General features: G+C 49.8%; 20 protein-coding genes, 3 tRNA genes and 1 pseudogene. 5 read left to right on the top strand and 19 right to left on the bottom strand.

Annotated elements, in window-relative coordinates; translation table 11 throughout:
• Positions 1 to 3: 3 nt before the first annotated feature.
• From C2M36_RS10045 to C2M36_RS10015, 7 genes and pseudogenes are all read right to left on the bottom strand, one after another.
• Positions 4 to 90, bottom strand: a tRNA-Leu gene (locus C2M36_RS10045).
• Positions 91 to 126: 36 nt separating this feature from the next.
• Positions 127 to 200, bottom strand: a tRNA-Cys gene (locus C2M36_RS10040).
• 9 nt (positions 201 to 209) lie between these two features.
• A tRNA-Gly gene (locus tag C2M36_RS10035) sits at positions 210 to 285 on the bottom strand.
• A 177-nt stretch (positions 286 to 462) separates the two neighbouring features.
• Entirely contained in the window at positions 463 to 1,014 is a 552-nt protein-coding gene (gene pgsA / locus C2M36_RS10030; RefSeq protein ID WP_105254801.1) for a CDP-diacylglycerol--glycerol-3-phosphate 3-phosphatidyltransferase, read from the bottom strand.
• A gap of 51 nt (positions 1,015 to 1,065) precedes the next feature.
• The gene (gene uvrC / locus C2M36_RS10025) at positions 1,066 to 2,886 is read right to left on the bottom strand and encodes an excinuclease ABC subunit UvrC (RefSeq protein ID WP_105254800.1); all 1,821 of its coding nucleotides are present in this window, start codon (positions 2,884 to 2,886) and stop codon (positions 1,066 to 1,068) included.
• A gap of 9 nt (positions 2,887 to 2,895) precedes the next feature.
• The gene (uvrY, locus tag C2M36_RS10020; protein WP_105254799.1) at positions 2,896 to 3,546 is read right to left on the bottom strand and encodes a UvrY/SirA/GacA family response regulator transcription factor; all 651 of its coding nucleotides are present in this window, start codon (positions 3,544 to 3,546) and stop codon (positions 2,896 to 2,898) included.
• 68 nt (positions 3,547 to 3,614) lie between these two features.
• Positions 3,615 to 4,765: pseudogene (locus tag C2M36_RS10015) on the bottom strand (dicarboxylate/amino acid:cation symporter).
• Positions 4,766 to 5,172: 407 nt separating this feature from the next.
• On the opposite strand from C2M36_RS10015, the gene cysK reads away from it, so the two are divergent.
• Positions 5,173 to 6,141, top strand: coding sequence for a cysteine synthase A (gene cysK, locus C2M36_RS10010; RefSeq protein WP_105254798.1), 969 nt, complete (start codon positions 5,173 to 5,175; stop codon positions 6,139 to 6,141).
• A 115-nt stretch (positions 6,142 to 6,256) separates the two neighbouring features.
• Positions 6,257 to 6,688: a hypothetical protein gene (locus C2M36_RS10005; RefSeq protein WP_105254797.1), complete on the top strand. Its 432-nt coding sequence runs from the start codon at positions 6,257 to 6,259 to the stop codon at positions 6,686 to 6,688.
• Between the two features lie 57 nt (positions 6,689 to 6,745).
• Here C2M36_RS10005 and C2M36_RS10000 read toward each other — a convergent pair whose 3' ends face one another.
• A complete protein-coding gene (locus C2M36_RS10000; RefSeq protein WP_105254796.1) occupies positions 6,746 to 9,022 on the bottom strand; it encodes an acyl-CoA dehydrogenase in 2,277 nt (758 codons plus the stop codon).
• Positions 9,023 to 9,186: 164 nt separating this feature from the next.
• Here C2M36_RS10000 and C2M36_RS09995 point away from each other — a divergent pair, with 164 nt between their 5' ends.
• Entirely contained in the window at positions 9,187 to 11,034 is a 1,848-nt protein-coding gene (locus tag C2M36_RS09995; RefSeq protein WP_199774896.1) for a M2 family metallopeptidase, read from the top strand.
• Positions 11,035 to 11,104: 70 nt separating this feature from the next.
• Here the strand turns inward: C2M36_RS09995 and C2M36_RS09990 are convergent, their stop codons facing one another.
• The 10 genes from C2M36_RS09990 to nagK all read right to left on the bottom strand — a co-directional run bounded on the left by C2M36_RS09990 (position 11,105) and on the right by nagK (position 20,923).
• Positions 11,105 to 11,896: a putative porin gene (locus C2M36_RS09990; protein ID WP_105254795.1), complete on the bottom strand. Its 792-nt coding sequence runs from the start codon at positions 11,894 to 11,896 to the stop codon at positions 11,105 to 11,107.
• 125 nt (positions 11,897 to 12,021) lie between these two features.
• The gene (locus tag C2M36_RS09985; RefSeq protein WP_105254794.1) at positions 12,022 to 12,396 is read right to left on the bottom strand and encodes a PH domain-containing protein; all 375 of its coding nucleotides are present in this window, start codon (positions 12,394 to 12,396) and stop codon (positions 12,022 to 12,024) included.
• 1 nt (position 12,397) lies between these two features.
• Positions 12,398 to 13,309 carry an ABC transporter ATP-binding protein gene (locus C2M36_RS09980; protein ID WP_105254793.1) on the bottom strand — a complete coding sequence of 304 codons (912 nt, stop codon included), beginning with the start codon at positions 13,307 to 13,309 and terminating at the stop codon, positions 12,398 to 12,400.
• Positions 13,306 to 14,115, bottom strand: a complete 810-nt coding sequence (locus tag C2M36_RS09975; RefSeq protein ID WP_105190708.1) for an ABC transporter permease — start codon at positions 14,113 to 14,115, stop codon at positions 13,306 to 13,308. Before C2M36_RS09975 ends, C2M36_RS09980 begins: the two co-directional genes overlap by 4 nt.
• Positions 14,116 to 14,385: 270 nt before the next feature.
• Positions 14,386 to 15,564 (bottom strand): cystathionine beta-lyase, encoded by a 1,179-nt coding sequence (locus C2M36_RS09970; RefSeq protein WP_105254792.1) that lies wholly within the window; start codon positions 15,562 to 15,564, stop codon positions 14,386 to 14,388.
• The gene (gene nudC, locus C2M36_RS09965) at positions 15,561 to 16,481 is read right to left on the bottom strand and encodes an NAD(+) diphosphatase (protein WP_105254791.1); all 921 of its coding nucleotides are present in this window, start codon (positions 16,479 to 16,481) and stop codon (positions 15,561 to 15,563) included. Before nudC ends, C2M36_RS09970 begins: the two co-directional genes overlap by 4 nt.
• Positions 16,482 to 16,596: 115 nt before the next feature.
• Positions 16,597 to 17,391, bottom strand: coding sequence for a glucosamine-6-phosphate deaminase (nagB, locus tag C2M36_RS09960; RefSeq protein ID WP_105254810.1), 795 nt, complete (start codon positions 17,389 to 17,391; stop codon positions 16,597 to 16,599).
• A 228-nt stretch (positions 17,392 to 17,619) separates the two neighbouring features.
• Positions 17,620 to 18,756, bottom strand: coding sequence for a transmembrane glucosamine N-acetyltransferase NagX (gene nagX, locus C2M36_RS09955; RefSeq protein ID WP_105254790.1), 1,137 nt, complete (start codon positions 18,754 to 18,756; stop codon positions 17,620 to 17,622).
• A gap of 84 nt (positions 18,757 to 18,840) precedes the next feature.
• Positions 18,841 to 19,962, bottom strand: coding sequence for an N-acetylglucosamine-6-phosphate deacetylase (gene nagA, locus C2M36_RS09950; RefSeq protein ID WP_105254789.1), 1,122 nt, complete (start codon positions 19,960 to 19,962; stop codon positions 18,841 to 18,843).
• A 64-nt stretch (positions 19,963 to 20,026) separates the two neighbouring features.
• Complete coding sequence (nagK, locus tag C2M36_RS09945; protein WP_105254788.1) at positions 20,027 to 20,923, bottom strand: N-acetylglucosamine kinase; 897 nt, start codon at positions 20,921 to 20,923, stop codon at positions 20,027 to 20,029.
• Between the two features lie 348 nt (positions 20,924 to 21,271).
• On the opposite strand from nagK, the gene C2M36_RS09940 reads away from it, so the two are divergent.
• Together C2M36_RS09940 and C2M36_RS09935 are read left to right on the top strand one after the other, a co-directional pair.
• The gene (locus tag C2M36_RS09940) at positions 21,272 to 21,895 is read left to right on the top strand and encodes a hypothetical protein (protein ID WP_105254787.1); all 624 of its coding nucleotides are present in this window, start codon (positions 21,272 to 21,274) and stop codon (positions 21,893 to 21,895) included.
• On the top strand, positions 21,888 to 22,649 hold the full coding sequence (locus C2M36_RS09935) for a DUF3307 domain-containing protein (RefSeq protein ID WP_105254786.1): 762 nt from the start codon (positions 21,888 to 21,890) through the stop codon (positions 22,647 to 22,649). The genes C2M36_RS09940 and C2M36_RS09935 overlap by 8 nt, the downstream gene beginning before the upstream one ends.
• A 308-nt stretch (positions 22,650 to 22,957) precedes the next feature.
• Here the strand turns inward: C2M36_RS09935 and C2M36_RS09930 are convergent, their stop codons facing one another.
• A complete protein-coding gene (locus tag C2M36_RS09930; RefSeq protein WP_105254785.1) occupies positions 22,958 to 23,524 on the bottom strand; it encodes a hypothetical protein in 567 nt (188 codons plus the stop codon).
• Positions 23,525 to 23,534 lie beyond the last annotated feature (10 nt).

Below are 23,534 nucleotides of genomic sequence, written 5' to 3'. Positions count from 1 at the left end.
AAATGGTGCCCGGGGCCGGACTTGAACCGGCACGCTGTTACCAGCGAGGGATTTTAAATCCCTTGTGTCTACCAATTCCACCACCCGGGCATCGGGTTGCTTGCGCATGTGGAAATGTTGAGAAAATGGAGGCGGAACCCGGAGTCGAACCGAGGTAGACGGATTTGCAATCCGCTGCATGGCCACTCTGCCATTCCGCCATCAAAGTTTGGAGCGAGTAACGAGGTTCGAACTCGTGACCTCAACCTTGGCAAGGTTGCGCTCTACCAGCTGAGCTATACTCGCATCCTATGGTGAGAAACTCTCACCCAGCAAAAACTTGGTTTCTGCTTTACTTTGATTGGGCTAGCGCCCTCTCAACACCGACGCATTCTACAGAGATTATTAAACGCGTCAATACAAAAAATGTCAGTTTTGAATCGTTTGCTTAAATTTTATCTAAAACGGTGTGTAATTATACATTTAGCCGTTATTGGCCAATAAACTATGACGTGCGGCCATTAAATATTGCACCATGGAGCCGAAGGTCAACAAGGTGGCAATGTATAACAGCACATAGCTTAAACTCACCATCCAAGGCTGGAACTGCCAAATTAAGCCAATAATGGCCAGCATCTGCGCTGCGGTTTTGATTTTTCCAAGCTGGGATACGGCGACTTGTCCACGTTTCCCCTGCTCGGCCATCCATTCACGCAGTGCCGAAATCACAATTTCCCGCGAAACGATAATGATCGCCGGCACCGTCATCCAGACGCTTTGATAATGACTCACTAAAGCGACTAACGCGACACTCACCATCACCTTATCGGCCACTGGGTCAAGAAAAGCCCCAAAAGGAGTGGATTGATTCAAACGTCGCGCCAAATATCCATCGAGAATATCGGTGATCGATGCCAACCAAAATACAAATGCCGCTGCAAAAAACGCCCATTGGTAAGGTAAATAAAAAATAACTAAAAAAATCGGAATAAGGCACAACCTGAAGGTTGTTAACGTATTGGGAATGTTCCACATAACTACTAGGCGTTCTTAGCGTCTTCTTTTTATTAATATTCGCACGAAGGGCTATGCCTTGTCATGCAAATGGTTAAATATCTTTTCAGCCATGGCTTGGCTGATCCCTGGAGCTTGGCTTAACTGCTCCCTTGTTGCATTCTTAACTCCCTGCATTCCTCCTAGGTATTTGAGCAGCGCCTGGCGCCGTTTTTGGCCCACACCACTGATCTCTTCGAGCACCGAACGAGTACGTTGCTTCTGGCGCTTATTGCGATGCCCGGCGATGGCAAAACGGTGGGACTCATCCCGTATATGCTGAATTAGGTGTAAGGCCGGCGAATCACTGCTTAGATTCACGGTTTTACGCCCAGCATCGATTAATAAGGTTTCCAACCCAGGCTTGCGGCTAGTGCCTTTGGCCACTCCCACAAGCAAGGGCTCCTTGTCAAACGGCCAATCACTAAAGAACTCTACGGCCTGATTCAACTGTCCCTTACCACCATCGATAAAGATCACATCGGGGATTTTGGTTTCATCCACTAGCTTGGAGTAGCGTTTTTTCAAGGCAAAGGCCATGGCCGCGTAATCGTCTCCGGGAGTGATATCGGTCACGTTAAAGCGGCGATATTGCGACTTATTTGGCCCTTGTGCGTCAAAGACCACACACGAAGCTACGGTGTTCTCACCCATGGTATGGCTGATGTCGAAACATTCCATACGGGTTATATCATCGAGATTCAGAGCATCTTTTAACAGCGCATAGCGTTTGTTTATGGAATCCTGAGTGCTTTGCTTAACCTCCAGACTACTGCGGGCATTTTTATTGGCCAGCTGTAGATACTGGGCTCGCTCTCCCCTTTGCACCGTCACCAGCTTAACCATTGCGGACTTGAGTTCACTCATGGCCGCTGCCAATTGGGTTTGCTCATTGATGGCAAAGGGCAAGATCAGCTCCTTGGCGATGCGTCCACTGGCACCGGGGGTGCAGTAGTACTGAGCAATGAAAGAGGTCAAAACTTCATCATCACTGCTGTCCTTAGGCACCTTGGGATAAAGGGTTTTACTACCCAATACCTTGTGATCGCGCACCATTAGAATGTGGATAGCAATCAAACCATTATGAGAATAATAACCGATGGCATCGAGCTCGGCATGCTTGCCCGAAACAGATTGTTGTTCTTGCACCTTGCGCAGCAACTGAATTTGGTCGCGATACTTGGCCGCCTTTTCAAAGGCTAGTTGCTCACTGGCCTGCTCCATTTTCGCTACCAACTCGGCGATCACCTCTTGAGATTTACCGCCTAAAAACTTACGTACAAAGTTTACCTGGGCATCGTATTCTTCATCACTGACTTTTCCCACACAGGGGGCACTGCAGCGCTTTAGTTGATACTGTAAACAAGGCCGACTGCGGGCCTTATAATAACTATCTTCACACTGGCGTACAGGAAACAACTTTTGCATTAACCTGAGGCTGTCGGACACCGCACTGCTACTGGGAAATGGGCCAAAGTACTCGCCCTTTATTTTGCGAGCCCCGCGGTGGAATGCTAAGCGTGGGTGTTGATGCTTGGTCAGCAGAATATAGGGGTACGACTTGTCGTCACGCAGCAGAATGTTATAACGCGGCTGATATTTTTTTATCAGGTTATTTTCAAGCAGCAAGGCCTCGGTTTCGGTATTGGTCAGGGTGACCTGAATATCGCAAATATTGCGCACCAAAACTTGGGTCTTGGTGTCTAGACCGGTTTTACGAAAATAACTGGAAAGACGCTTTTTTAGGTTTTTCGCTTTACCGACGTATATCACCTGCTCTTCTTTATCGAGCATTCGGTATACGCCGGGTTCTTCAGAGACCGTTTTAAGAAACTGGTCAGCAGCAAAGGTCATAGGGTTTGATCAGTGATCGCTGTCGATATCGATCATTTTATGGCGAATAGCCAAGTGTGTCAGCTCTACATCACCATTTACCGCGAGTTTTTCGAAAATACGATAACGGTAACTGTTGACGGTTTTAGAGCTCAAATTTAAGCGCTCGGCAATGCTTTGCGCCTTATCTCCCTTAGTGATCATCAGCATAATTTGCAGCTCACGATCTGACAGGGTTTGGAACGGGTTCTCATCGGTGCGACCGCTAAACTGTGCCAAGGCTATCTGCTGGGCAATTTCCGGGGCAATATAACGTTGTCCCGAGTTTACGGCACGGATCGCATTGATAACCTCTTCCGGGCCGGCGCCCTTGGTTAGGTAACCATGAGCACCAATTTGCATCACTTTGCTTGGGAAAGGGTCTTCACAGTGCACGGTCAATACGATGACCTTCACATCGGGGCAATACCGGCAAATTTTCTTGGTCGCTTCCAAGCCACCAATACCCGGCATATTCATATCCATTAAGACAATATCAGGCGCATTCTGACGGCAAAACTGCACCGCTTCTTCGCCGGTCTTGGCTTCGCCTATTACCTTAAAGCCACGAACATCATCAAGAATACGTCTAATGCCAGTACGTACCAGTTCATGATCATCTACTAGTAACACATTAATCAACGGGATTACCCTCTTTAGCTACGCTCAAGCGACTCCTTGTTGCCCGAGCGTCCCTGTAAACACCTTACTCAAGCCTCTGTTTTAACAGAAAAACGGTCGACCCACAATGCTATGATGCCATCGCCGGTTACATTACAGGCGGTGCCAAAACTGTCTTGAGCTAAATACAGGGCAATCATAAGCGCAATCGCCGCATCATTAAAGCCCAACATGCTCGTTAGCAGACCCAATGCCGACATTACAGCACCACCTGGTGCACCTGGCGCTGCAATCATCACGATACCAAGCATAAAGACAAAGGGCAGCATATCGGTTAACCCGCCCACGCTCATACCCGGCGACAACGCCATCACCGCCATGGCACAGGTTACTATGGTGATGGTCGAGCCTGAAAGGTGGATGGTGGCACACAGAGGCACACTGAAGTTGGCTATATTTTCTTTCACGCCATTGTTTTTGCTTGCCTGTAGCGACACTGGGATGGTGGCTGCACTGGACATGGTACCTAAGGCGGTTAAATACGCTGGCAACATGTTCTTAATGAGTTCTAGCGGCGAGCGGCCAAGCAGAATGCCGGTACCCACATACAAAACGGTTAACCATAACCAGTGCATGATCAAGGCAATGGCCAACACCACGGCAAAGGTTTGCAAGGTCGAGGCCACGGTACCGGCTACCGTCATATCGGCAAAGACACCGGCAATATAAAAGGGGAGTGCCGGAATAATTACTCGGGCCAGCAGCGCATCAATCACTTCACGTCCCTGGTCAACAACCGTTTGCAGCTCACGTAACTGACGTTGGCTGATGGCAATACCAAAGGTGAACGCGGTGGCCAGTGCCGTCATCACACCCAACAAGGGCGGAATTTTAATGTCGATAAAGCTTTTTAGGGCGCTCTCTTCTGAGCCAGAAAAATTAATGCTGCCACTTAGGTGCGGCGCCGCCCAGATCATCACCAGGGTTGCCAAGTACCGGCAATCACCGTTGAACCGTAGGCAAACCCCACGGTTTTACCTAGCAAATGGTTTGCTCCACGGGGAAGTCCGGCAATACCCGAGCAGATATAGAAGAGGATAATCAAAGGAATGGTAAAACCAATCAGCTCGCCGATCAGGGTTTTAAGCGTATACAACACCCGTGCAACCGCCTCTGGTGCGAAGGCACCAATAATAATCCCCAAAAGGATACCGGCTATTAATTTAACAATAAGCTTCATAACATTAGAATCTAATTTAACAATGCCAATGTTTTACCATCTTTTAACACTTATGTACGCATAAATCGGTTCAATTACTCTTTAGGTGGGTAAGAATTAGACAAATTCGTACCTGTTATCCTTGGCTGGAAAGGCAGGCCCGTATACTTAAGCCCTCAAATACCTCACAAGTGCCACCGCAAGCCACTGGCGAAACCCCAACCCATGCGCCAGAATTAAATTGCTCAATCCCGTTAGGGTTAAGCAAAGAGCACAATAACATCAGATATATAAAGCGTCATTTTTATACCCTGCTGTTATAACCGATTGGCTATATGATATAGCTAATCTTTCCTTTAGTTTTGCGCTTCAAAGAGTAAAGTGAAGGCATTACCGAATAGACGGTCACATTTAGCTAGGTACTGAATATGTCAAAGATTTATGAAGATAATTCGCTTTCAATTGGAAACACCCCGTTAGTAAAACTTAACCGCGTCACCTCTGGCAACGTCTACGCCAAAATCGAAGCGCGTAACCCCAGCTTTAGTGTTAAATGCCGTATCGGTGCGTCCATGATTTGGGAAGCCGAAAAATCGGGCGAACTAACCAAAGACAAAGAACTGATTGAGCCTACCTCGGGTAACACGGGCATCGCCCTGGCCTTCGTTGCCGCTTCTCGTGGCTATAAGCTGACTCTCACCATGCCTAACACCATGAGTTTAGAGCGTCGCAAGCTGCTTAAAGCACTCGGTGCGAACCTGGTATTAACCGATGGCGCTAAAGGCATGAAAGGTGCTATCGAAAAAGCCAAAGAAATTCGCGATAGCGATCCTGCGAAATATATTTTATTGCAACAGTTCGACAACCCAGCGAACCCAAAAATCCATTTCGAAACCACAGGCCCAGAAATCTACGATGCCCTTGATGGCAAAATCGACTTCTTTGTCGCTGGTGTGGGTACCGGTGGTACCATCACGGGTGTGAGCCGCTATTTGAAGCAGGAAAAAGGCTTGGATGTGAAGTCTATCGCCGTTGAACCAAGCGACTCACCGGTGATCAGCCAAACCATGGCCGGTGAAGAGCTTAAACCTGGCCCCCATAAAATTCAGGGGATCGGTGCCGGCTTTATTCCAGGAAACCTGGATTTAGAATTGATCGATGGCGTTGAACAAGTGAGCAATGAAGACTCCATGGATATGGCCCATGAGCTGATGAAGCGCGAAGGTATTCTTGCCGGCATTTCATCAGGCGCCGCCGTAGTGGCCGCCAAGCGCATTGCCGAGCGCCCGGAAAACGCAGGTAAAAACATTGTGGTGATTTTACCTAGCTCCGCTGAGCGTTATCTATCCAGTGCTCTGTTTGCCGATGAGTTTAGCGACCAGGAATTGGTACAGTAACGTAAGTTCTGGTTCTTTATTCGTAATTAAAAGGCGCTTAGGCGCCTTTTTCTTTACTTATCTACCGCCGCACTTCACACTTTCGTTTAGTTTTTAGCAATCTTACCTCTAGTGTATGAAGCGCATTATATTCTCCTCGTTACTGGTACTTTTAAGTGCCTGCGGTCAAGAAGACAAGATAAGTGGCGACCCTAACTCCCCGGGTTATGTAGCCAGTCAATACTTTTTCGCTCTCTTTAACCACGATAGCCTGGAACGAGCCAGCGAGCACGCAGCCCCCAAACTAACCCGTATCATGTATGCCTATGGCAGCGCCGAGCAATTCACCCGCAGCGTGCTCAATATGCAATTTGACCAGGTTAGTATTGAGCTCGACCGCACCGAAATGAGCGTGCGTGAGCAATACGGGGATCATGCCACCATCAACCTGGTGTTCACCGGTGACTTTCAGGGTAAGAAGGTCGACGATATGCGCAGTGTAAAATTAAGCAGAGACGGAATATCCTGGGTGGTGACAGAAGTTATCCCCGACCCCTATGGCCGCTAGGCCAACAAAAACAACGAGAAAAAACTTATAAAAATAGGGCCTTTCGGCCCTTTTTCGTTATACAAATTCATCTGCGGCAAAAACATCAACGGCTATCACCTGCTGCCTCAGTTCCTCCGCCCGTCTTAAGAGCGCTAACTGTTCGGCGCTGAGCTTATTTTTCTCGGCTGCATCGTCAAGCTGTTGCGCCACGGTTAAACCACGGATTTCTTTTTCTTTGCGTAGTTTATTAAACGCCTTATAGGCCGACGCCGCCTGATGCTGGGCTTCGAGTGCCGCCTCAAGCACGCCGGTGCCATTATTTTCATCCACCATACACAAGTGGGTTAAGCGCTCGCGCACCACCCCCACCTGAGTCATATGCTTAGCCACCGTTTTGGCGACCTCGTCTTTGGGCATTTTAAAATGATTGCCCAACGGGAAAACCACTAGGCGCAGCAGGCCTCGCAGCGCCAATCCACCGGCATTAGCAATAAACTCATCGAAGGCCTTAGCACAGAGATACAGGCTACGCTCCACAGAGTATTGAACAAAAGGCAGGTCGGCATGCTGATGTCCCTCATCTTCAAAACGCTTTAATACCGCCGAGGCCAGGTAGAGATGGCTCAATACATCGCCCAACCGGGCCGAGAGCATTTCTTTACGCTTGAGTTCACCGCCAAAGCGCAGCATGGCGATGTCGGCACAAAATGCCAGCGCCCGTGAGAAGCGACCTAAATAGCGATAATAGTGAGCCGTCGCGCCACCGACAGGCGTACTTGCGAAATAGCTGCAACTCAGTGCATGAACAAAGGCCATGGCCCCGTTGCCAGCGCTATAGAGGATATGTTGGCACAACAGGGGATCGAACTCCTTCACCCCTTTTTCACCGTCTTCGTTTGCGGCGGCGGCCATTTCATCAAGTACATAAGGGTGGCAGCGGATAGCACCCTGACCGAAGATCATCAGGTTACGCGTGAGAATATTCGCGCCCTCTACGGTGATCGACACCGGCGTACCCATATAGCAGTGCGCCAAATAGTTCGTTGGCCCCATTTGAATACCCTTACCGGCATGAATATCCAGGGCATCATTAATGACCTGACGGCCCATTTCCGTCATATGGTATTTGGCGATGGCGGTGATCACCGCTGGGCTGAGCTTCTGGTCTATAGCCGTCGCGGTCAAGACACGAGCAGCCTCCAGTTGATAGGTTAAGCCACCAATACGTGCAAGCGCTTCTTGCACCCCTTCAAACTCACCGATGGCCACACCAAATTGTTGGCGCAGCGCCGCGTAAGCACCACTGGTACGGGCGCATAAATGCCCGGTAGCCGTGCTAAGTGCAGGTAGGGAAATGCCCCGTCCTGCGGATAAGCACTCGACCAACATGCGCCAACCGTTGCCGGCTTGCACTTCACCGCCAATAATCCAATCAAGGGGAATAAATACGTCCTCACCCGTGGTGGTGCCATTAAGAAACCCCATATTCATCGGCTTATGACGCATACCAGTCTTCACGCCCGGATGCTCTGTGGGGATCAGGGCGCAGGTAATGCCGATATTTTTGGTGTGTCCCAAAAGGCCATCCGGGTCAAACATCTTAAATGCCAGCCCCAATACCGTGGCCTTGGGTGCCAAGGTGATATAGCGTTTTGACCAATTTAACCTTAAGCCAATTACTTCTTCGCCCTGGTAGTCGCCTTTACAAACAATACCCGTATCCGGGATGGCCCCGGCATCTGAACCCGCATCAGGCGCGGTCAGGGCAAAACAAGGCAACTCCTCGCCCTTGGCCAGCTTGGGTAGCCAATGGTTCTGCTGATCCAGGGTGCCGTAGTGCAGTAACAGCTCCGCTGGTCCTAAACTATTGGGCACCATCACGGTCACTGCTGCACTTAAGCTTTTGGTGGCAATTTTTGCCACTATGGTGGAGTTCGCTAAGGCAGAAAATTCATGGCCACCGTGCTCTTTTGGAATGATCAGGGCAAAAAAACCTTGGTCTTTAAGGTATTGCCAGACGGGTTCACTTAAATCCTGGTTTTGGGTGATCTCATCGTCATTGAGCATACCGCACAGGGTGGCTACCTGATTGTCGATAAACTCACGCTCTTCGCTGGAGAGTTTGGTGGTGGCATATTGGTGTAGGGTATGCCAGTTGGGATTGCCGCGAAAGAGTTCGCCATCCCACCAGATATCCCCCGCTTCCATGGCATCGCGCTCGGTTTGCGATAACGGCGGCAACGCTTTTTTAAACCATTTAAACACCGGCCGGGTAATAATATTCATACGAATATCACGCACCCCAAACACCACAATAATGGCGACCAAAATAAGGATAAATAACCAACTCATCGCTTTGTTCCTTGATACTCGATCTTAGCCCTCAGTATGGGACGAACTATCAAGATTTACAATCATTTGCGACATCTGCATTGTACCAATTCGCAACGCACTGCTATTATTCTGCTGCTTTAACCGGGTTAATGAACCCGGGTCTAACAACAAGAGGAATCTTCATGACCATATTGCCATTTAAACCAAGCTTAAGCGCCTTGGTTGTCTGTGCAGCGTTAGGCCTAACTGCCTGCTCAGAAGCCAACACCGCAGAAACAAAACAACAAGGTGTTGCCCAGACTCAGGTTAGTGCCGCCGATGCCGAGCGTTTCTTAGAAAAAACCGAGCAGGACCTAGCGGCACTCTATCTGGAGTCAAGCCGCGCCGAGTGGATTTACGCCAACTTCATTACCCATGATACCGCCGAGCTTTCTGCCGAAGTAAACCGTAAGATGACCGAAACCGTGGTGCGCCTTGCCAATGAAGCGGCCAAGTTTGATGACTTAGAGCTCGACTACGATGCGCGTCGTAAGCTCGACAAGCTGAAACTCGCCTTAACCCTGCCTGCTCCGCAGGACGCCGAGAAAACGGCTAAGCTGTCGCAGTTAGTCGCCGAGTTAGGCGGTTTATATGGCAAAGGCAAATATTGTAAAGAAGACGGTACCTGTTTAAGTCTGGGCGAGATGACCGCCACCATGGCCACCAGCCGTGATTACAACGAGCTGCTGGATTTATGGCAAGGCTGGCGTCAGGTCTCTAGACCCATGCGCCCTCTTTACGAGCAGCAAGTGGCGCTTACCAACGAAGGCGCCCAGGAGCTGGGTTATGCCGATACCGGCGCCATGTGGCGTAGCAAATACGATATGCCGGCCGATGACTTCGCCAAAGAGCTGGATCGCATATGGGGCCAGGTAAAGCCGCTCTATGATTCACTGCACTGCCATGTGCGCGCCAAATTGGGCGAAAAGTACGGCGAAGACAAGGTACCGCAAGATCAACCCATCCCAGCTCACCTACTAGGTAATATGTGGGCGCAAACCTGGGGCAACATTTATGATGTGGTTGCACCGGAAAATGCCGATCCAGGTTATGATGTCACCGAGCTACTCGCCAAGCACAACTATGACGAGATCAAGATGGTCAAAGGTGCGGAGAAGTTCTTCACTTCTATGGGCTTTGCACCGCTACCACAAACCTTCTACGAGCGCTCCTTATTTACTAAGCCGCAGGACCGCGATGTACAATGTCATGCCTCGGCCTGGAACATCGACAGCAAGGACGATTTGCGTATTAAGATGTGTATTCAGCGCACCGGTGAAGAATTCTCAGTTATTCACCACGAGCTAGGCCACAACTTCTATCAACGCGCCTATAATACGCAGCCGCTGTACTACCAGGAAAGCGCCAACGATGGTTTCCACGAGGCCATTGGTGACACCATCGCGCTATCCGTAACTCCGGCTTACCTAAAAGAAATTGGCCTGCTTGATGAAGTGCCAGATGAGTCGAAAGACATCGGCCTGCTGATGAAAATGGCGCTGGATAAGGTTGCCTTTATTCCTTTCGGTCTGTTAGTAGACCAATGGCGCTGGAAGGTATTCTCAGGTGAAATTACACCTGCCGAGTACAACAAAGCCTGGTGGGAACTGCGTGAGAAATACCAAGGTGTGCAAGCGCCTATCGCCCGCTCAGAAGCCGACTTTGATCCCGGTGCGAAATACCATGTTCCTGGCAATACGCCCTACACTCGCTATTTCCTAGCGCATATTCTGCAGTTCGATTTCCATCGTAGTCTGTGCGAAATCGCCGGAAATAAAGAAGCGATTCACCGCTGTTCGGTCTATAACTCAAAAGAAGCAGGTGAAAAGCTCAATGCCATGCTAGAGATGGGTTCAAGCCGCCCATGGCAAGAAGCCCTGGCCAGCGTGACGGGTAAAGAAGAAATGGATGCCACAGCCATCCTTGATTACTTTGCCCCGCTTCAAGCTTACCTTGATGAGCAAAACAAAGGCCGTCAGTGCGGCTGGTAATAAGCTACTGTTAAATAACAAAAAAGCCGCGATAATCGCGGCTTTTTTTATTCCTAGAATCCCGAGCAGATTAGAACTGCGCCGTCGCTTTTAGGTAGTACTGATCTAGGTCTGAGTCATCCCAGTTATTACCATAACCGGCAGTCACAGCAAAGTTGGTAGTGAAGAAGTGCTTAGCACCGAAGCCATAGTTGTCTTCTTCATCAAACTGAACGAATGCAGAGGTTGCTTTGCTGAAGTAGTAGCTAGAGCCAAGCTGCCAGTAGCTGTCTCCATCTTCAATATCGATAAATGTCCCTTCAATCGTTAGGTAGTTACCATGCTGCAGATCTTTAAAGTATTTTGCACTTACTTCACGATGATCGAATCCGTCATCAACTTTTGCAGTGAAACCGATGTAATCGGTAGCGTTTAGCTGGTGATTGTATTGACCTGAAAAGTAGAAAACGTCGCTTGCCTGTTCATAATCTTCACGCTCAACCTTGAACAACAGGTTGTCGTTTACCAGGTAACCCAGGCTTAGTGTGTAACCATCGATGTCACCGAAGTCGTCGTAGTCAGTGGTGATGTATGATGCGCCAAATACAAAGCTATTGTAGAAGTATTCACCGCCTACATTGTAGCTAGTGGCAAAGTCACTATCAGCAAGACCGCCATATACATTGGTTGTTTTGTTGATGTATTCAAACTGATCCAGCGGGCCAAGTACTTGCTTAGGCGCGAAATAGTACTTAGAGCTTAAAGAAACAAAGTCATCAGAGTCGAAGTTAACGTATTCAAGGTCGGTGATCGACTGATAAGATTGGGCGAATGCAGCGCCTGAGAAAAGTACAGATGCGATGGCAACAGTTAGTTTTTTCATAATAGATTTCCCTATATCTAAATAAAGCAGCGCCACTCTAGCGCCGCTGAACTGAATTATAACTTAACTAACCATTTGATTGTTTTAAATAAATGTTAGGTATTGTTAGATATAGGTACAAATTCTTACAAAGCGTAGCGTGACAATATTCGATAAACCTCATTAATGTTGTCACCGGCCTTAAAGTTCTTTGTCAACGGCTCCTTATCCGAGCCTATCCAGATCTTCAGCTCCGCATCCATATCAAAGTGGCCGGCGCTTTCTTTACTGAACTTGGTGATCTTCCCGTAAGGAATGCTGAGCACCTCCATTTTTGATCCCGTCATCCCTTGTTTGTCCACCAAGATTAAGCGTTTGTTGGTAAACAAGAATAAATCACGGATCACCTTGTAAGCCTTTTCCAGGTTCTCTCCCGGAGCCAGAATTTCTTCGAGCAGGGCTTCCAGCTCCTCGCCGTCCACTTCACTGGCATTTCCCATTAATCCACTTAAAAGTCCCATATTAGGCTCCTGTTGCAAAAAGTTGGTTTTCGAGTGTGTGGCCATTGACCAGCGCCCGGTATTGCCATCCTTGCTGATGACATAATCTTAGCACCTGAATATCCATGGCCTCGGTGTCAGCCAGATGTTTGTAGCCAATCACAAATTCATTACGTTGACTATTACTCACCTCAACAACTTGATCAAGGGCGTTCAGGTGCGCTAACACCTGCTCATCTTGTTCACGCAATTGCAGGGTAAGATAGCGAAGCTGCGCACCGCCTTGATTAAGTTCGTGAGTTGCCAGTTGCCCCTGGCGTAAATACAAGACGCGGTCACACAAACGTTCGAGCTCGGACAAATCATGAGAACTGAGCACAAAGGTGGTGTGGTCGCTGTGCATACTCACCAACTCGCGAATAGCCCTGGCATTGACCGGATCGAGACCGGCGGTGGCTTCATCGAGCATCACCAGTTTAGGTGAGCCGATCAGCGCCTGAGCGATACAGATGCGCTTTTTCATGCCGTGTGACAGTTCATTGGGGCGGTTATTGAGGGTCTCGGACAGGTTCACCAGTTCCAATACCCGCTCGCATTCGCTGCGCGCCTTGGCACGACTAAACCCTTGCAGCCGCGCAAACAGACCTAGCTGTTCACCAACGCTAAAATCCGGACTGAGTAAAGCATCTTGTGGCAGCGCCGAAAGCTGGCCGAACAGAGCCGCACTGCCCGGCTTATGGCCAAGCACTCGGATCTCCCCCTGGCTTGGTTGCAAATAACCGCATATCATGCTGAACAAGGTGGTCTTACCGGCACCATTAGGGCCGACCAGGGCTATAGGTTTGCCCGCCGCCAACTCGATATTCACATCTTGCAGCGCTTGCTTGGCACCAAAAAAATGACTGATGCCCTTCGCTTCTATTAGCAAACTCATAAACTGCCTCGCTGAAATTTATAAAAGCCAAGCCCCAGGAAGAGCCCCGTTTGCACTAACGGCCACAACACCGCACTCATTAAAGGCGGGCGTAAGGTGGCAATTTGGTCGAGCGGCTCACCGGGGAACAAATAATCCAGCGCCTCGGGCACACCCAGTTTCACCTGCAAGATGGATAAGATCAGTAAGCCCAGGGTGTAGAGTAAAATCACGTAAATCAGCGCCATTCGCGATGAGCGTGCCACGGTATTGAGCAAGGACATCAGGGCAATAAAGGGCATTAAATTCACCAGCAGCAGAAGTTCAAACTGCAAGGCATGCCAAAGCGCTTGTGGAAGAATACTGATATCGCGCAGCGCCACCAAAATAAGCGCCCCACACAAACTAATGGCAATTAAGAATGCGGTACTGAGGGCATGACCGAAAAAACGTCCCAGTACTATTTCCAGGCGTGTGGCCCGCAAGGCAATAAAGCGCAGAGTGCCGCGCTCACGGTCACTGACAAACTGATCGCTGCACAAATAGATGATAAAGGGCGGAAAGGTGATCATGGCGATTAGGCAATACACCGCCATCTCGGCATCGGGCCAATGCAACAGGCTTTGCAGACCTAGGTTGCCAAACACGGCTAAAATAAACTGCTCAAACTCCGGCTGAGCCAAGATATTCACCGCTTCATACACGCCATAGCGGTAAATCATCAGCCACACCAGGGCAAAGGCCAACAGTGCCAGCCAGGCTTTCTTAGTTAAAAAATGCCGCGCTAGCTCAAACTGCATAAGCTTGCCGATACGCACAGGGTCCATGGCGTTATCCTTATTATTATACCAATTTTATTAAAGTTCTTATCATTCTTGCGAGCTAAATAACCCACTTACATCGTTTAAAATTACAGATGTAGAACAACTACATACTGAAATTTTCGCCTTGTCATTGGGCCATTTATCTGACGCCATAATAGACCATCTATTTAATGCAATTGGTATTATTAGTTGCTTACCACTATAAATGAAAAAAGCGCTCAAAAGTATGAGCGCTTGTAAAAAGATGTTTCAGTAAAGTCTACGGCTTGTGGGCTAAGCCTGAGCACAAACCTTAGCATACACATCCAGACCCTGACTCAGATCCTCTATCAGGTCATCCACATTCTCTAAGCCAATATGCAGGCGAATAATCGGCCCATGCGCCCAACCGGTCACGCTGCGCAGCGGCGCCATGGTCAGCCCCGTGGTGATCAAACTCTCATACCCGCCCCAGGAAAAGCCCATTTTAAAGTGATGCAAGGCTTCAACCAAAGCATCCAGCGCCTGCTGATTGCCCTTTTTCATTACCACGGAGAACAAACCATTGCTGCCGTGAAAATCACGCTTAAAGTGCTCATGCCCAGGACAGCTTGGTAACGCCGGATGACGCACATGGTCAACCAGCGGGTGGGTGCTTATCCAGTTTGCCACCGTTAGCGCCGCCTGCTCATGCTGTGCCAAACGCACCGCCATGGTGCGCAAACCGCGCAGCGCCATATAAGCATCGTCGGCGCTGCAGCACTGACCAAGCAGGTAGGATTGCTCACGCAAGGTGGGCCAGTAGCGCTCGTTGGCAACACTGACACCCATCATCACATCGCTGTGGCCAACAATATATTTGGTGGCGGCCTGGATACTAATATCGACGCCGTGATCCAAGGGGCGAAACTGCAGGCCATTGCCGTACGTATTATCGAGCATGGTAATTAAGCCATGCTCCTTGGCCACCTTAACCAGGGCCGGCACATCCTGTACCTCCATGGTGATGGACCCGGGAGACTCCATAAACAGCACTCGGGTGTTGTCCTGAATTAGTTCGCTTATGCCTGCGCCTATCATGGGATCGTAATAGGTAGTGCTTACGCCTAGTCCGCTCAGAACCTTATTGCAAAAGTCACGGGTTGGCTCATAAGCGGTATCCATCATCAGGATATGATCCCCGGCCTTCACAAATGACAACAGCGTATTGGCAATGGCTGCCGCGCCGCTTGGATACAAGGCACAGCCGGCGCCGCCTTCTAGCTCGGCAATGGCTTCTTGCAGGGCAAAATGGGTATTGGTGCCGCGACGACCGTAAAATAAGGCGCGATTACCGCAATTTTTAGCCGCTTCTTTAAATTCGGCCACGCTGTCGAATACCACGGTGGATGCCCGCTGCAATACAGGGTTCACACCCCCCTGAGTGTACTTTTTACTGCGCCCGGCGGCGATCAGCTGCGTTTCTTTTTTCATTCCTGGTCCTCATTCTGTGCTATCCAAGAGTCGATCAAAAACCGTGAGATAGAGTCCTGACGGGGCAATTTGAAATGCTCGCCCTCGTCCCCCCAGTTACCAAAATCGCGCAGCTCCTGACGGGAAAACCATCTCGCCTCGCTGAGCTCGTCCTGGTCAACAAAGATATCTGTGCTTTTTGCTTTGGCCATATAGCCGAGCATTAAAGAGCTGGGAAAAGGCCACGGCTGAGAGGCGATATACCTGGGGTTTTCCACCTCCACCCCCGCCTCTTCCATCACCTCACGGGCCACGGCGGCTTCGAGCGTTTCACCCGGGTCTACAAATCCGGCCAAGGTAGAATAAACGCCTTGAGGCCAACTCGCCTGACGGCCCAATAAGCAACGCTCAATACCATCGCTAAAGGGATAATGAACCAACATGATCACCGCAGGGTCGGTTCTTGGGAAGGTTAAGTGGCGACAGTTCTTATTGCTGCATTTACGCGCATGACCGGCCTCGGCGACAAAGTTTTGGGTGCCGCAGCGACCACAAAATGTGTGAGTTTTATGCCAGTGGCACAGGCCCCGAGCCAGCACTAAAATGGCCGCATCATGGGCATCAACCACGGGTCCATACTTGCGGATATCAACGAATTCATGGCCGGCGAACTGCTTTATCTCGGCCAGCGGTGCACTGACATCCAGGGCGAAGTAATGCTGCTGCTCGTGCTCGCCCAGATAGATGGCATTATCCACATCAAACTCTTTTACGGCTTGATAATCGACAAAAGCAGCGATGGGTGAGTCTGGAACAAACAAATTATGGTCGTTATTGATAAGCACATAACGCCCACCTTGGCGCTTGTTAATAAGCCAATTTGGGTCTTTGCGGTCACTGGAGTGACGGTCGAGGGGCAACTGGGAGTATTGCAACATCTAAATCTAAACACGGGCCAAAAAATCGAATGCCTCTACCCTAGCATATTTGCGGCCTATCGACAGCGACAAAAAAAGCCCTAATTAGGGCTTTTTAATCTAGCTAATGAAGAAGTTATCTTTTGCCAAGGCGCTTTAACAGCTTTTGGTTTTCGGCTTCAATATGTTTGTAGAAATCCACATCCGCCAACTTACTTGCCGCTGCTTCATCTATCACCAGCACCGCATTTTGATGCATTTGCAGCGCCGATGCCGGGCAAGCGGCACTGAGCGGCCCTTCGACCGTGGCGGCAATGGCCGCAGCCTTACTCTCGCCAGTTGCCAGTAATACCACCTTTTTGGCATCCAATATGGTGCCTATACCCATGGTGATGGATAAATGGGGCTGGTATTCGCCCTCGGCAAAGAAGCGCGCATTATCGGCAATGGTTGCTTTGGTCAGGGTTTTTACCCGGGTACGTGAGGTCAAGCCGGACGAGGGTTCATTAAAGCCAATATGGCCGTTGCGACCTATGCCAAGCAGTTGCAAATCAATCCCACCTGCCTCGGCTATTTGCCGCTCGTACTGCTCGCACGCGGTCAATGGATCGTCCGCATTGCCTGGCGGCACATGGGTGTTGTTAATATCGATATCAATATGATTAAACAACTGCTGATTCATAAAGTAGCGGTAACTTTGCGGATGTTCACCGGGCAAGCCCAGGTATTCATCGAGGTTAAAACTCTGCGCCTGGGCAAAGCTTATATCCCCTTGCTGGTTTAGCTTGATCAGGTTTTGATACAAGGCCACGGGCGTTGAACCGGTCGCTAAACCCAATACCGAGGCAGGCTGTTTGTTTAACTGCGCCGCAAACAGCTCACAGCCATAGTGAGCAACCGCCGCCGCGTCTTTTAGAATCACAATTTGCATGTCTAGCTCGTTGTTAAAGTTGAAAAAAATGGTATCTATGGTCAAGCGCTCCGTGCAATTGGCCCCTGACCATAGATCAGCGCCTAATAGGGATGGTTATTAGGTCACACCATTATGACAACGCTGTCATTTTTACCTTTTTCATTTCCCCTTGTAAAGCCAAAGCGACGAAACAGGCATGGATTTTTGTTTTAGCTTTGTTCGCTGTTACCTACTCTGGATAAAGGCTTAGACACTGACAAAGATCTTGCGTCGATACATCCAGTGTAGCACCAGCAACTGTACGCCCAGCAGCGCTATTACACCAACCAAGGGCTGCCAAGGCTCAGGGACGGCACGTATCACGCCGCCAAACAGGCTTTTCGATACATGGCTCCAGCTCACCAGGCTTGAGGCCAGGTAAATAATGATGGAATTAGCGCCGATAATCGCAAAGGGATAAGCCCACCGTTGAAGACCCAGGACATCAACCAAGGCGTAGAATACCGCCAGCAACACGGCACTCCAGCCCACGGTCACCAGCACAAAGGAGCTGGTCCAAAGCTCTTTGTTAACAGGAAAAATACCGTCCCATAGCCAGCCCAAGAGCAGGCTAACAAGCCCGCAGCCCAGCAATATAGCGGTAATTCGCCACTGCCCACGCTCTTGCGCTTGAGCAATCAGACGCCCGGCAAAGACTCCCAGCATGGCGTTGGCCACCGCGGGAATATTCGACAATAGTCCCTCAGGATCAACCGGCCTATTTTGATAAGTAATTCCCGGTAACAGGCGTTGGTCAACCCAGGCGTTCCAGCTGCCCGGCGCACTTAGATCACCGGCAACCCCGCCGGGCACGGGAATAAAACAAAGCCAAAGCCAATAACCCACTAAGATGCCAACGACCACCATCACCTGAGTGCGCATAGAGGTGTGCCAGACTAGCATGGCGGCAATAAACCAGGCAATGGCAATGCGTCCAAGCACGCTGGCATAGCGGATTTCATCCAGCGCCATAGGCATGCCGGTGCCCCAACCATGGTTATAGAGCACGCCAAAAGCACACAGCATGATGAGTCGTTTGAGAGCCTTTTGGTAATAGGGTCGTCGCTCATTAACGGGTAAATGGTCGATGCGTTTAGGGCTTAAGCCCATGGCCACGCCCGATAAAAATATAAAGAGCGGAAAAATCAGATCGTAAAAGGTGAAGCCATGCCAGGAAGAGTGCAGCGTATGCGCCTCGAATGCTTTCCAGCCTTGCCAACCCGTTAACACCAAAAGTGCGGCGAAAATGCCCTGACCGCCGAGGATCCAAAACATATCAAAGCCGCGTAAGGCATCCAAAGAGGCCAGGCGTTGCTTCTTTTTAACCGTGTCAGTTGTCGCCATATCTTCTCACTACTTGCCAGGGGCAATTAAATACTCGGTAAAAAGCCCCCGCGCTACCGCATGCGGGGTCTTAGGGAGGAAATGTTAAGCTAATTGCCCGCCCAGGTAGGTCACCTGTGCCTGCAGGTGCTCGTCAAGCACCACAAAGTCGGCATCAAAGCCTTCTAACAGACGTCCCTTGGTACGCTGCAAACCCAAGTAGTGCGCTGGATAAAGGGAGGCCATTCGCAGCGCTTCGCCCAGGCTGATATCCAGGGTATTGACCGTATTGCGCACGGCGCTGGCCATATCAAGCACACTGCCCGCCAGCTCACCTGTGCTGGAATTCAAACGATCGCCGGTGCGGTACACCTTGCGACCATCAAAGAAATCAAACTCGGTGGCGTCGGTACCGACCGGCGGCATGGCATCGGTCACCAGCATGATTTTGCCGCGTTGCTTGGTCCGAATAGCCAACTTGGCGGAGTCCGGGTGAAGATGATGACCATCCACGATTAGCCCGCACCAGCTGTTGTCATGCCACAAAGCCGCGCCCACCACGCCCGGCTCACGGGAGGTAAAGGGAGACATGGCATTAAATAAATGAGTGAAGCCATCGGCGCCGGCATCAAGAGCCGCCATGGTGGTAGCGTAATCCGCATTGGTATGACCCAGAGAGACCTTAACCTTCATGGCAACCAGGCGTTTGATGTCGGCGGTACTGACATTCTCCGGCGCCAGGGTCAGCATTTTCAGGCCCAGATCGTCGCGCTCATAAATGGCCATTTCTGCGGTGCTGATCGCACGAATAAATTGTTCACTGTGGGTGCCTTTTTTGGGCAGGCTTAAATGTGGGCCTTCAAAATGCACGCCGGCAATGCCCGGCACCTGAGCGCTGATAGCCTGAGCAACGGCATCGGCCGCCGCCCCCATCACCTTAATATCATCGGTGATCAGCGTCGGCATCATGGCCGTGGTGCCATATTGACCGTGGGCCTGTACCATTTGCTGGAGACAGGCTAGGTTGGGCTCGGCATTAAAAAACGCCCCGCCCCCGCCGTTGACCTGAACATCGATAAAACCGGGCGCAACCAAGCCCTCAAGCCGGACAGCCTGCTCTTGCGGCTGCGTTAAAAAATGCACTTTCCCCGCACGCACCTGAAAGTAGACGTTAGTCAAAAAGCGTTCACCATCAAATAAACGCTGGGCATGGTAGCTTGTGTTCATGGTATTGATACCCTTAGGCTTTGTGGTAACCAGTTACTCTTATTTGTAAGTGACTCGTTCCAGGTTATTCTTGTGCTAATGATTGCTGCGCAAAATAGACAGCTCCTAGTTCCGGAGGCTGTTTTGGCGGTGCGACGCGCGCGGCAAGGTCCGCATCCAGCCACGGCTGTAAGGGCTCTGCCAAACCGCCTATCATGGATAAACGCGGCGGCTCAAACGCCAACAAGCGCTTGGCCATCATGCTGATATAACGGGCTCCATCTTTAACTATCGCACTCGCCAGAGCATCGCCCTGTTGCGCCGCATCGAGGACCATACGTGCCAATTTAGCATAACTACTCGAGGGTTGGCCTGCCATTTGTTCGGCAATCGCCATCGCCGACTGCGTATTAAAGTGTAAGGTAAACATAGCCGTAAGTTGGGTATGTGGCCCCAGGCCATCGAGGTCGAGCAAAACCGCCTTAAGGGCTTCAAGCCCCAGCCAGGCACCACTGCCCTTATCGCCCTGGGCAAACCCATGGCCTCCATAGCTTTTGCTCTTGCCCTGGACGGTGACAAAGCCGCATGAACCAGTGCCGGTAATGATCACCGCCCCATCCTGCCCTTCATGGGCGCCAATACAGGCGGTGTGTAAATCCGTGGTCAGGTACATTTTTTTAAAGGGATGCTGCCAATCACTGATTTGCTCATACAGACTTGGCAAGTTGACCCCGGCCAGGCCTAAACCGGCCACCAGCTCATGAACACGGTGCAAGCTCATACCGGCATCGCGCAGCGCCTGCTGAGTCGACACCATGATCGACTCCAGGGTCCGCTCCAATCCATGTAAGGGATTGGCAGGCCCACCCAACCCCGTGCCCAAGACTCCTTGAGTGGGGCTATAGATGGTCGCCCGGCATTTGGTTCCCCCACCGTCAATACCGATAAATAGCTGCTCCTGCGTTGTCGCGTCTACCCTCATTACCAGACCTCTATTCCTTACTTAACCGGGATAAAGTATCGCTGACGCCACTTTGCCGGTAACCACCTACTGAATCATGTTGAAATTATGTTACCCAATTAATGACAGCGTTGTCATTAACTTTTTTGAAATTTCCCAACAAAATTCCCCTTAGGGGTATAACTATCTGATATCTTTGTTATTAGCTAATTATAAGCGCCTGGCAAAAAGCACCTAAAATACAGACGTCCCTGGCAAAAATAAGGCAAAGCTTGTACTTTCAAGGTTAAGTAACTATATTCAGTTACAAAATTAAATGTAACCATTTTAAGTTACTTTTAATCAAGTAACCAAACTGTATGGAAACCTATGTCCACAACGCACTACACAGTACTAAGCGGCGATATTGTCGGCTCCAGCAAGCAGGCGGGGCCAGAATATGACGGCCTGCTTTATACCCTGGAGCAAGGCTTGCGGGCCCTGTGCGAGCGCTTCGATGGGCACTTCAATATTTACCGTGGCGATGCGTTTCAATGTATTCTCGGCAAGACTCCGGTTCCTTTGCAGGCGACACTAATGTTACGCCTTTATCTACGCAGCCATGGGCTAGATGCCCGCATTAGCGAGGCGCGGGGGCCAATTGATAACTACCGCCAGGATGTAAAAACCGCCACAGGGGCCGCTCTGCTGCTCTCCGGCAAGGGGCTGGATACGATTAAAAACAAGCGCCTGAGCCTGAGCCTCTATGAGGAGCCCCTGAGCGCCAGCTTTGCCTTAAACATCCGCTTCGTTGACCACCTGGTTAGCCACACCAGCCAAAAGCAGGCCCAGGCCCTGTACTGGTATCACTGGCTGGAACACCAAGATCATGCCGCCATCGCTGCTCAAATGGGCAGCTCACGGGCCAATGTCACTAAATTACTCAATGCCGGGCAATATCATTTGCTCGATGAATTTCTCGCGGTCGCCGCCAAGGAGCACACGCATGAATGAACAAATTGCGCTGCTGTTAGCGCTGTTGTTGGCCCATGTAATCGCTGATTTCTATTTGCAGCCCTTAAGCTGGGTGATGCAGCGCAATGAACGCCATTTTAAATCCCCTAAGTTAGCGCTACATATGTTGGTGCACGGCGCGCTGAGCGGCGCCTTATTGTGGGTGTGGGAGTGTTATTATGGCCTGGGTGAATGGCTCCCCGTCCTGGCGGCCACGGCAATTATCATGGCGAGTCACTGGTTGATTGATGTCGCAAAATCCTACAGCAAGCATGGTTTTGTGCCCTTTATTATCGATCAAGGGGCGCATATTCTGATTCTGGTGGCGCTCAGCTGTTACCTAACGGACACCGAACTCCTCGGCCAATGGTTTAGCGCTCAGCTAATGCACAGCAACACCTATGTGCTCCTGCTCGCCTATTTATTGGTGCTTAATCCCAGCTCCGTGGCCATTCGTATGCTGCTTGAGCGCTGGCACCTGCCTGCCAGCATCGCCGGTGATAAGACAACAACGCTGCCACAGGCAGGGCACAGCATAGGCCTGTTGGAGCGGCTGCTTATGCTGACCTTTATCATTATCGACGAGTTGGCTGGCGTGGGATTTGTGCTTGCCGCCAAGTCGGTCTTTCGCTTTGGCGATTTAACCAACGCCAAGGATAAGCAGCTCACCGAATACGTGATGTTGGGGACTCTACTCAGCGTGGTGATCACCCTGGGTATCGGCCTCACGGCCCGTGCCTTGCTGGTAGCCTAAAAATCTAAAAGGAGCTGTAAATCTTCCCTAAACTAAGGGCATACTAAAGCCTATTGTAAGGGGTTCCCAAAAAATAAACACTTTCTCTCGTCAGAATATTTGTGCCTCATGTGAATTAGTTCCGACTAGATCTGACAGTTACCCGTTTTTCAATCGGTGACTGTCAGTTTAGATTTGAGCTAGTACACATAAAGACTATATTGCTGCCAATCGAGTTGTATTTCAATCGGTTCTAGCTTTGACCTCAAAGCAAACCAGCCGACTCTGGTTTCTTGAAAACGAATACTACAGATAATAAGTCAGCTATATCAGTTTCTACCAATTTTTACTGAGTTTAATACTGCATTAAACATATCTTCAGCTTCATGACGCCAACTTGAACTTTCACCTTTCGTATTACTAATAAAATTAGCTTGGACTTGCAGATAGTATTGGTTATTAAGTGGATAAACATAAACTAAGAAGTCTTGCTTCCCAGAAAGTCTATATGAAACCCACTTATTATCATTAATGAACTCATTTGTTGTATTGTCAGGGATGGTAACCCCTGAAGCGGCAAGCATTTCCAGCAGTAAGTGACCTAATTCATGATGGTTAGTTGCATCAATTTTTTTGTTCGTAGGAACTTTTCTAAACCTAATTTTAATGTTCAGAGTACCATCCACGGCTTTGAAAATACCTCCATTAAAATCCCAATACTTGTCTATTGCAGTTATGGAGTTTGCCCCCTCATCGAACCTTTTATCTCCAATTTTAATTGAACCTAACTCTTCCTTTCTAGGAAAGTCCTTACTTTCACGATTTGGTAAATCTATCTGAAGAGAATATCGATCAAATTCAACTCTGGTTTCTCTCCACTCGATTGTACTTGCCATAGCAACTCCT

It is taken from the genome of Pseudoalteromonas sp. T1lg75 (assembly GCF_002964705.1).
Lineage (GTDB): Bacteria > Pseudomonadota > Gammaproteobacteria > Enterobacterales > Alteromonadaceae > Pseudoalteromonas.
Note: the sequence above shows the minus strand (reverse complement) of the source record. Positions and strands in the feature narration are given on the sequence as shown.